The organism is Sodalis sp. (in: enterobacteria), from assembly GCF_051710625.1.
Lineage (GTDB): Bacteria > Pseudomonadota > Gammaproteobacteria > Enterobacterales > Enterobacteriaceae > JBPESN01.
Window position 1 is genome coordinate 1 of the sequence record NZ_JBPESN010000085.1, and the last position, 9018, is coordinate 9018.

General features: G+C 59.3%; 9 protein-coding genes and 3 pseudogenes. 5 read left to right on the forward strand and 7 right to left on the reverse strand.

Annotation, left to right across the window (positions count from 1 at the left end; all coding sequences use genetic code 11):
* From ACTBDU_RS14795 to ACTBDU_RS14825, 7 genes and pseudogenes are all read right to left on the reverse strand, one after another.
* Positions 1-708: NAD(P)/FAD-dependent oxidoreductase (locus ACTBDU_RS14795; protein ID WP_438806999.1), on the reverse strand; the 708-nt coding region annotated here is incomplete at its 3' end.
* Complete coding sequence (locus tag ACTBDU_RS14800) at positions 617-826, reverse strand: hypothetical protein (protein WP_438807000.1); 210 nt, start codon at positions 824-826, stop codon at positions 617-619. The genes ACTBDU_RS14795 and ACTBDU_RS14800, both read right to left, overlap by 92 nt.
* A gap of 16 nt (positions 827-842) precedes the next feature.
* On the reverse strand, positions 843-1331 hold the full coding sequence (locus ACTBDU_RS14805; RefSeq protein ID WP_438807001.1) for an FAD-dependent oxidoreductase: 489 nt from the start codon (positions 1329-1331) through the stop codon (positions 843-845).
* The gene (locus ACTBDU_RS14810; protein ID WP_438807002.1) at positions 1283-1492 is read right to left on the reverse strand and encodes an FAD-dependent oxidoreductase; all 210 of its coding nucleotides are present in this window, start codon (positions 1490-1492) and stop codon (positions 1283-1285) included. The genes ACTBDU_RS14805 and ACTBDU_RS14810 overlap by 49 nt, the downstream gene beginning before the upstream one ends.
* A gap of 27 nt (positions 1493-1519) precedes the next feature.
* Positions 1520-1783: a hypothetical protein gene (locus ACTBDU_RS14815; RefSeq protein WP_438807003.1), complete on the reverse strand. Its 264-nt coding sequence runs from the start codon at positions 1781-1783 to the stop codon at positions 1520-1522.
* A 387-nt stretch (positions 1784-2170) separates the two neighbouring features.
* On the reverse strand, positions 2171-2416 hold the full coding sequence (locus ACTBDU_RS14820; RefSeq protein WP_438807004.1) for an ANTAR domain-containing protein: 246 nt from the start codon (positions 2414-2416) through the stop codon (positions 2171-2173).
* A gap of 242 nt (positions 2417-2658) precedes the next feature.
* A pseudogene (locus ACTBDU_RS14825) lies at positions 2659-3193 on the reverse strand (nitrate- and nitrite sensing domain-containing protein).
* Between the two features lie 628 nt (positions 3194-3821).
* Here ACTBDU_RS14825 and ACTBDU_RS14830 point away from each other — a divergent pair.
* From ACTBDU_RS14830 to frdD, 5 genes and pseudogenes are all read left to right on the forward strand, one after another.
* Positions 3822-5273 (forward strand): anion permease, encoded by a 1452-nt coding sequence (locus tag ACTBDU_RS14830; RefSeq protein ID WP_438807005.1) that lies wholly within the window; start codon positions 3822-3824, stop codon positions 5271-5273.
* 67 nt (positions 5274-5340) lie between these two features.
* Positions 5341-7123, forward strand: a pseudogene (frdA, locus tag ACTBDU_RS14835) (fumarate reductase (quinol) flavoprotein subunit); the annotation flags it as partial.
* Positions 7124-7151: 28 nt separating this feature from the next.
* Positions 7152-7892 (forward strand): succinate dehydrogenase/fumarate reductase iron-sulfur subunit, encoded by a 741-nt coding sequence (locus ACTBDU_RS14840; protein ID WP_438807006.1) that lies wholly within the window; start codon positions 7152-7154, stop codon positions 7890-7892.
* A 3-nt stretch (positions 7893-7895) separates the two neighbouring features.
* A pseudogene (gene frdC / locus ACTBDU_RS14845) lies at positions 7896-8298 on the forward strand (fumarate reductase subunit FrdC).
* Positions 8288-8668: a fumarate reductase subunit FrdD gene (frdD, locus tag ACTBDU_RS14850; RefSeq protein ID WP_438807007.1), complete on the forward strand. Its 381-nt coding sequence runs from the start codon at positions 8288-8290 to the stop codon at positions 8666-8668. Before frdC ends, frdD begins: the two are co-directional and overlap by 11 nt.
* Positions 8669-9018: the final 350 nt, after the last annotated feature.

Genomic DNA, 9018 nt, shown 5'->3' on the forward strand with positions numbered 1-9018 from the left:
CAGCCGGGCGCCGCCGTCATCCAGCTGCAGCGCCATCAGCCGCGGTACGAACTCCACTACGTGCGTTTCCAACCCCAGCTTACGCAAGGCGTTGGCGGCCTCCAGCCCCAGCAGGGCGCCGCCGATGACCACGCCGCGGCGAGCGTTTTTGGCGCGTGCGGCAATAGCGTCCAGATCCGCCAGAGTGCGATAAATAAAGCAGCCGTCGCTGTCATGGCCTGGGATAGGCGGCACAAATGCCTGGGATCCGGTGGCGATGATAGGCCGATCGTAGGCGGTTTCATGAGCGGCGTCGTTGCGCACGCAGCGCCGCTTGCGATCGATGGCGACTATACCGTTGCCCGTACGCAAATCGATGTCGTGCTCGCCCATAAAGCCCAGCGTCACCAGCGACAGTGCCCGGGCATTGCGGCCGGCGAAATAGTTCGTCGAATGGACGCGATCATAGGCCTCTACCGGCTTGTCGCCGAACAGCACAATGTGATATTGCATGGCGAGTCCTTCGCGGGGGATCTGCTCTAGAAAATGCTGGCCAACCATGCCATGGCCAATCACCACTAATGTCGGTTTGCTCATTGTTTGCCGTCCTGCCGCTGCGCGCGGCGTTTGAAGATTATCAGGTGAAAACAGTAGGCCGCTGTCGACCGGCATCTCGCCCTGCAGGCGTTGTAAATAGCCGCCGGCGTGGCCGGTATCGCCATACAGCAACACCCCCGCCCGGGCGTCCGTCGCGCACCAGCAGGCGGCAGTAATGGCCGGTTGCGGGATCCTGGGCGCTATACAGTGCGTCGTCGGGCAAGGCGTCGATATCGCCGGCGCTGAACACCTCAATACCGGTGACCTTAAGCCACGTGCCAGCGTCCGTTAGTCAAAAATCCGCCACAGAGGTAGTAGTCCCGCCCGCCGCTGCGCCAGACTTCCGCCTGCGCCAGGCAGGGCGCCAGCAGACCAAAGGTATTGCCATCGATTTCGCAACATTCCCCCACCGCGCTGATGGCCGCGTCGGGGGTCCGCAGCTGACCGTCGGCGATGACGCCACGTTGACACCTCAGACCCGCCGCTTGCGCCAACCCCGCTTCCGGCGCCACGGCAATGGCGATGACGACCCGCGTCGCCGGTAACCGCTCGCCCTGGCTGCTCAGTACGCTGTCAACGTCAATGCGCGCAAGCGTCGTATTGAGCCGGCAGTCGATACCGCGCTCGGTCAATGACGCCAGCAAGGCCCGGGCGGCAACGGCGTCCAACTGCCGTGCAATGAGCCGGTCCATCAGATGCACCAGCGTCACCTGCCGACCGCGGCGACGCAGTGCGGCGGCCGCTTCGATACCCAACAGCCCCCGCCGCCCAATACCACCACCGGCCCGTCAACGGCCAGCATATGCTTTACATCATCCAGCGTGCGGAACCCGCACACATGAAGCAAATCGATCCTCGGCAGCGGCGGCATTACCGGTCGGGAGCCGGTGGCCAGCACGAGCTGTTGCCAACTCAACTCACGCGCCGATGTGGTCAGCGTGCGTCACGCGGCATCAATGCTGGTCACCGTTTCCTCAGTCAGCAGCCTGACATGGTGTGCCCGGTACCATCCGCGCGGGTGCAGCACCGTCTGGTCAAACGTCTTCTCCCCGCCCAAAACCGGCGAAAGCAAAATCCGGTTATAGTTTTCACGCGGTTCACGCCCGATGACCGTGATATGAAATTTATCCGGCACTAACCGACACAGGGTTTCCACCACCTGCATACCGGCCATTTCGTTGCCGGCTACCACCAGATGCGGCTTCATCTTTCGACCTCGCTTACAAGCCTCCGGCGCAGGTGACGTCGCCGTCTTTGCGCCAAAAAAACAAAAAAAGCGCCCAGCAGCCTGCCTTACAACAGACCGATGGACGCCTTTATCCCGTTCACCGCCGGCAACCGTCGTTGGCCGTCGCCGGTGATTAATGTCAGTAAGTCAGGAAGCAAATGCTGTGCCAGCGCGCCTCTCCTCGTCCTGGCGGGGGTGAATATGTTGGCTAATACGTTTTAACGCGCGCTACCGCCTCTTTCCTGACGAGGGGGTTCACGCCGGCGGTGCATCAGAATACGCCCGTGCGACATGCTTCACGGTGTTATGATCCCACACCAACGGCAATGGTTTATTGATTAAGAACAAAAGGAGGATTGATACAATTTAGCTGTACAGTACATCGGCGATGGCGAGAATGGCGGCAGCAATGTCGACGACCCGCTTGTTCTGGTTCATCGCCAGAGTGCACAGGGTTTGATAGGCCTGGTCTTCGGATAGATTGCGCTGGCGGATGAGGAGAGCTTTCGCCTGGTCGATGACTTTGCGCTCTTCCAAACCCGCGCGCAGCGTTGCCAGCTCTTGACCCAACTGCTGAAGCCGTAAGGATTGCTGCTGCGCCAGCGACAGCACGGAGCGGCTCAGCCGCGGGCTGAGGAAATCGGTGGGGAGCGGAGCGCCGCCGAGGGGGTTTCCTCCAGCGGCAAAATAACTATCTGAAAGGCGCCGTCCTCGGGTGCGGCGGCGTCCACGGGCGATGTCTCTTGCTGTTCAAGCCTGGGAAATAGCGGCACGGCAGCTGTCCATCAGCGCCTCTTCCAGAGCGGACTGGACCTGTTTGAGGTCGTTCGTGCGCCGGCTATTTCAGGGCGCGATTAGGTACAGGCGATGCGGCGCCGCCGTTCAAACTCGGCATTATCGAAGCGATGCGCCGTCCAGCGCGACAGCACGTGTTCAGCGGCAAATTGGCTAAAGGTGGCGAAACACAGGTTTTGGCCTTCTATCAACGTCGTGAGTTGCTGACGCTCGGCGTCGCCAAACGTCCCACGGGCGAAACCCGCCTCCCAGCGCCCGTTCCTGCACCGCTAGCTCTTTGCCCTGCATGAAACTGAACAACGCGATCATCGCCCGGGATACCGCGGGTTCAGTCGCGGCATCCGCCGCATCGAAAATCAGGCCCAACAATTGACGAATAACCGCCCTGAAACCCGATATTGCCGCCGGCACATCAAGCGTTTGGCGGCAGATATCCTCGCGTAACGCCGGCAATGTTTCCAACGCGGTCAGCGCGCGGGCGGCGCGGTGGAACAAGCGGGCGCCGCCGCTCTGCGCAGGGCGCTGCGCCAGCGCGGCCAGCTCGACATCTGCCTCTTTCCGGGCCTGTAGCGCATGGCGGGTCCGGTGCGCCACGCTCGCGATCAAGCAGCCGGCCGCCGCTGCTCAGCCAGATATTCGACGTGCCGCGTTCCAGTTGGAGAGCGTCGATGAGTTAGCTGACACGACTAAGCAACTTACCGGTCTGCAGAAGCCCGTTAAGTTCGGCAATCGCCGTCGCGCGGGCGAGTTCGCTAAAGTGGTGGGCGCTGGGGGTGACGGATTTCATAATGATCTCTTACGTCTGCGATGACCGCCGGACCGCCGACGGGATAATAGGGTATGCTACCCCACTCTCGGCCACGAGGGTGGCTAAGGATTTCCTCTCCCGCACCCGCACGGCTTAAAGTTGAGGTAGCGCAAAAATTGCTGAATTAGCGCCCTCGGCACGCGCGCTGTTCCTGCCTTTGTTGATCGAGATCAACCGCCACAGCCGAGAAAGCCCCATTATGAACATATCAATCCATACGATTACTGAGGTTTAAATTTCAAACAACATAACTAGTAATTTACTAAATTAAATCGGTTAATCACTGCGTTACCGATAAACATGTTGCGACTTTTCGCTAAGGGTTACTGCTGGACGTTAACGACAAACTTAACCGCTGAACTGCATTAGGGCAAGTTAAAAAACTCATAACAAAAACGCGACTCAGGAGGGAAAATGAAACATTGCATATCGCTGTTTCTTCCGCTGCTTATCACCTTGGTATTACTCTGCCTCCCCACGCCGGAAGGTCTGGCACCCTACGCCTGGCACTTTTTTGCCGTCTTCGCCGGCGCCATCGTCGGATTGATTCTTGAACCTCTGCCCGGCGCCGTGGTAGGGCTGACCGCGGTGGTTATCATCACCCTCGGCAGCGAATGGCTGCTGTTTAGCCCCGAACAGCAGGCGGCCGCCAATTTTAATCTCCCCGCCATGAGTTTTAAATGGGCGGTTTCCGGCTTCAGCAACTCTACGGTCTGGCTCATTTTCAGCGCCTTTATGTTCGCCGCCGGCTTTGAGAAAACGCGGTTCGGTCGCCGGCTGGCGTTGCTGCTGGTCAAATACCTCGGACGACGCACCCTGACGCTCGGCTATGCCATCACTTTTGCCGATCTGCTGTTGGCGCCCTTTACGCCGTCCAATACCGCGCGCAGCGGCGGTACGCTTTATCCGATTATCTCCAACCTGCCGCCGTTGTACGGCTCGAAACCCAACGACCCCAGCGCCAGACTGATTGGTTCGTATCTGATGTGGGTCGCCATCACCGCCACCTGTATTACCAGCTCGATGTTTTTATCGGCGCTGGCGCCTAATCTACTGGCGCTGGCGTTGGTGAAAAATCTGGTTGGCATCACTATCTCTTGGGGAACCTGGTTTTTGGCGTTTCTGCCGCTTGGGATCGTACTGTTGCTGTCGTTACCGCTGCTGGCCTATTGGCTTTATCCGCCCGGCGTAAAAGAAAATGCCGAGGTGCCGCGCTGGGCGGAAAGCGAGCTGCAAAAATTGGGGGCGCTTTCGCGTAAAGAGATCCTGCTACTGATTTTTGTCTGTCTGGCGCTACTATGCTGGATTTTTGCCACCGCGTTTATCGAACCGGCGGTGGCAGGACTGATGGTGGTGGTGCTGATGTTGTTGAGCGGCGTTCTGGACTGGAGCAATATCACCGACAATAAACCGGCGTGGAATACCTTCGTCTGGTTCGCCACGCTGGTCACGCTGGCGGCAGGGCTGTCCGACGTCGGCTTTATCGCCTGGCTGGGCAAACTGGGGGCGCAGCTGTTAAGCGGTATCGGACCGGTGCAGGCCACGCTGGCGCTGGTGCTGGCGTTTTACCTGGTGCACTACCTGTTTGCCAGCATCACCGCGCACACCACTGCGCTGCTGCCGGCGGTGCTGGCGATCGGCGCCGCGATCCCGGGGATCAACATGATGGTATTTTGCCTGCTGTTGGTCACATCGCTGGGGGTAATGGGGATTATTACGCCGTACGGCACCGGGCCCAGTCCCATTTACTACGGCAGCGGCTACCTTCCAACCGCCGATTATTGGCGACTGGGCACCATTTTCGGCGTGATTTTCCTGGTGCTGCTGCTGGTCATCGGCTACCCCTGGATGGTGATGCTGGCGTGAGGCCGCGGGCGGCCGCAGCGCCCGGTTTACACTGTGAGCACTATTTTATTTAGCAATGGAGAACGCTATGTCAGTCATTAATTGCGATATCGCTATCATCGGCGCCGGAGGCGCGGGACTGCGCGCCGTTATCGCCGTGGCACAGGCGGAGCCTCTGCTCAAGATTGCCCTGATATCCAAAGTCTATCCCATGCGCAGCCACAGCGTGGCCGCCGAAGGGGGTGCCGCGGCCGTCACCCAGGATCACGACAGTTTCGCCGATCATTTTCACGATACGGTATCCGGCGGCGACTGGCTGTGTGAGCAAGACGTGGTTGATACCTTCGTACGCGACTGCCCGTGGGAGATGATTCAACTGGAGCAGTGGGGCTGCCCCTGAAGCCGCAAGGCCGACGGCTCCGTCAACGTCCGGCGCTTCGGCGGGATGAAAATTGAGCGGACCTGGTTTGCCGCCGATAAAACCGGCTTCCACATGCCGCATGCGCTGTTTCAAACTTCGCTGCAATTTCCACAAATTCAACGCTTTGATGAGTATTTCGTGCTGGATCTGCTGGTGGAGGAGGGTCAGGCTCGAGGGCTGGTGGCTATCAACATGATGGAAGGCCAGCTGGTACAATTTCGCGCCAATGCCGTGATTCGCCGTGATTCTGGCGGCCGGCGGCGCCGGCCGCATGTACCGCTATAACACCAACAGCGGCATCGTCACCGGCGACGGTATGGGTATGGCCCTGCGCCACGGCGTTTCCCTGCGCGATATGGAATTCGTGCAATACCATCCGACCGCCCTGCCGGGTTCGGGTATCTTGATTACCGAAGGCTGCCGCGGCGAAGACGGCATCATGGTCAACAAAGACGGCTATCGCTATTTGCAGGATTACGGCATGGGGCCGGAAACACCGCTGGGCGAGCCGAAAAACAAATACATGGAGCTGGGCCCGCGGGACAAACTCTCGCAGGCCTTCTGGCATGAATGGCGCGCCGGCCGTACTATCGCCACCCCGCGCGCCGACGTCGTACATTTGGATCTGCGTCATCTGGGCGCCAAAAAGCTGCAAGAGCGGCTGCCGTTTATCTGCGAGCTGCCTAAAGCCTATGTGGGTGTCGATCCGGTCAATAAGCCGATCCCGGTACGCCCTATTGCCCATTACACGATGGGCGGCATTGATACCGACGCGCTGTGCGAAACCCGGGTGCAGGGACTGTACGCGGTCGGGGAATACTCCTCGGTCGGGCTGCACGGCGCTAACCGTGCTGGGCTCCAATTCGCTGGCGGAGCTGGTGGTTTTCTTCGGCCGCATCGCCGGTGAATAGGCGGCGCTACGCACGCGGCAAAGTCCGCCTGCTAACGCTAACGGTGCGGCGCTCGACGGCCTGGCGAGTGACATCGCCGAACGGCTGCGCGCGCTACAGCGCCAGGAAGGCACCGAAACCTGGAGCTGGCTGCGCGACGAAATGGCCCTGAGCATGGAGGAAGGCTGCGGTATTTATCGCACTCTTGAATTAATGCAAAAAACCATCGATAAACTCCCTGAGTTAGAAGACCGGTTTAAACGGGTCCGAATACAGGATACCAGCAGCGTCTTTAATACCGACCTCTTGTATGCACTGGAGTTGCAGCACAGGCTGGACGTGGCGGAATGCATGGCGTATTCGGTTTTTCACCGCCGGGAATCACGGGGCGCGCATCAACGTCTCGACGAAGGCTGCACCGCCCGCGACGATGTCAATTTCCTGAAACACACCTTAGCCTTCGCCACGCCTGACGGCGGCGTGTGGCTGGATTACGGCGACGTGAAAATCACTACCCTCCCCCCCCCGCCAAGCGGGTTTACGGCGGCGAGGCGGAAGCGCCGGTTACCGCGAGTAAGGAGGCCAACCATGGCGGACAAGCACCCGTTGACGGTACAAATCCAACGCTACGACCCCGAAAAAGATCGCGCTCCGCACTGGGAGCGCTATCCGGTACCCTGGGACGAACAAACGTCGCTTCTCGATGCGTTGGGCTATATCAAAGATCACCTGGCGGCGGATTTGACATTCCGCTGGTCGTGCCGGATGGCGATATGCGGCTCCTGCGGCATGATGGTCAATGATGTGCCGCGGCTGGCCTGCAAAACCTTCCTGCGCGATTTCCAGCACGGCCTGAAGGTGCGGGCGCTGGCGAATTTCCCTATCGAGCGCGATTTGGTGGTGGATATAAGCGCCTTTATGGAAAGTTTATTGGCCATCCAGCCCTGGATTATTGGCAACAACCGCACGCCGGAACAGGGCGCCAACGTGCAAACGCCCGCGCAAATGGCGGAATACCATCAATTTGCCGGCTGCATTAACTGCGGACTATGCTATGCCGCCTGCCCGCAATTTGGGCTAAATCCGGAATTCATCGGGCCGGCGGCTATCACCCTCGCCCATCGCTACAATCTGGACAGCCGCGATGAGGGCCGGCGTCAGCGCATGGCGCAGCGCAATGGCGAAAATGGCGTGTGGCGCTGCACCTTCGTCGGCTACTGCTCGGAGGTTTGCCCGAAGCACGTCGATCCCGCCGCGGCCATTCAGCAGGGCGAAGTGGCCAGCAGCAAAGATTACCTGATTGCCACCCTCACCCCGCAGGGAGACTGACCAATGATTAATGCAACCAAACGCAGACCGTATACATCGCCGATGACCGGCAGTTGGTGGCGCCACTTGGGTTTCTAGCACTTTTTACATGCTGCGCGAAGCGACGGCGATACCGGCAATCTGGTTTAGTCTGGAGCTGATCGGCGGCGCCGTGATGCTTCACGACGGGGAAGCGGACTGGGCGCGGTTTGTCGCCTTCTTGCAGCATCCACTGGTGCTGATGTTGAATATCGTCTCGCTGCTGGCGGCGCTGCTGCACACCGTAACCTGGTTTCAGTTGGCGCCGAAAGCCAGCATTGTCGTCGTGGGCGATCACAAACTGCCGCCACAGCCCATCGTTATGGGTTTATGGGTCGTCACCGCCCTGTTTAGCATGGTGCTACTCGCTTTCGCCTATTTTTACTGAGGGGAGATGCTTCGTAAAATCTAGTCCAAAACGCAGTAACGAACCGATTTTCTGGGGGCTTTTTGGCGCCGGCGGCATGTGGACCGCGATCGTCGCACCGGTCATGCTGCTGCTCGTGACACTGCTGCTACCACTCGGCCTCTACCCTGGCGCCGCGCTCGACTATACGCGCATAGCGGCCTTTGCTCAGAGCTGGCCCGGAAAAATCTTTCTCCTGCTGATGGTCATTTTACCGCTCTGGAGCGGCTTTCATCGGCTGCATCATTTATTGCACGATCTGAAAATCGCGTCGCCGTCGGATAAGTTTATCTGTTACGGTCTGGCGGCGATACTCAGCCTGGCGGCGCTGGTGGCCATCGTGTGGATCTAGCGCACCGCGAGTAAACCTAGCTGGCGCTCTGCCGCCGCCACAGCGTCATTACCACGCGCGTTGCAGACCGTTACACGCCGACGTCTTCGCAATTGCCACCCCGCGTTCGTTCCCCGGCCGATACCGCGGGCGGGCGCGACCCTCCGCCCGCGCTGTGGGCAAGGTACTGCCCTCGCCGTACCTTTTTGCCGTTTCGTGACTATTGTGGGGTGGCAATCATTTTTGGACTCTTAAGTTAAACAATGGGTTAGCCGGAAGCCCTCTAATGGCACGGCTTACAGAGATTTTACAGATTCTGGACTCGTCGCAAAAAAATGGGCAGAAAATGATTTTTTTGCGCTAAATTCTGG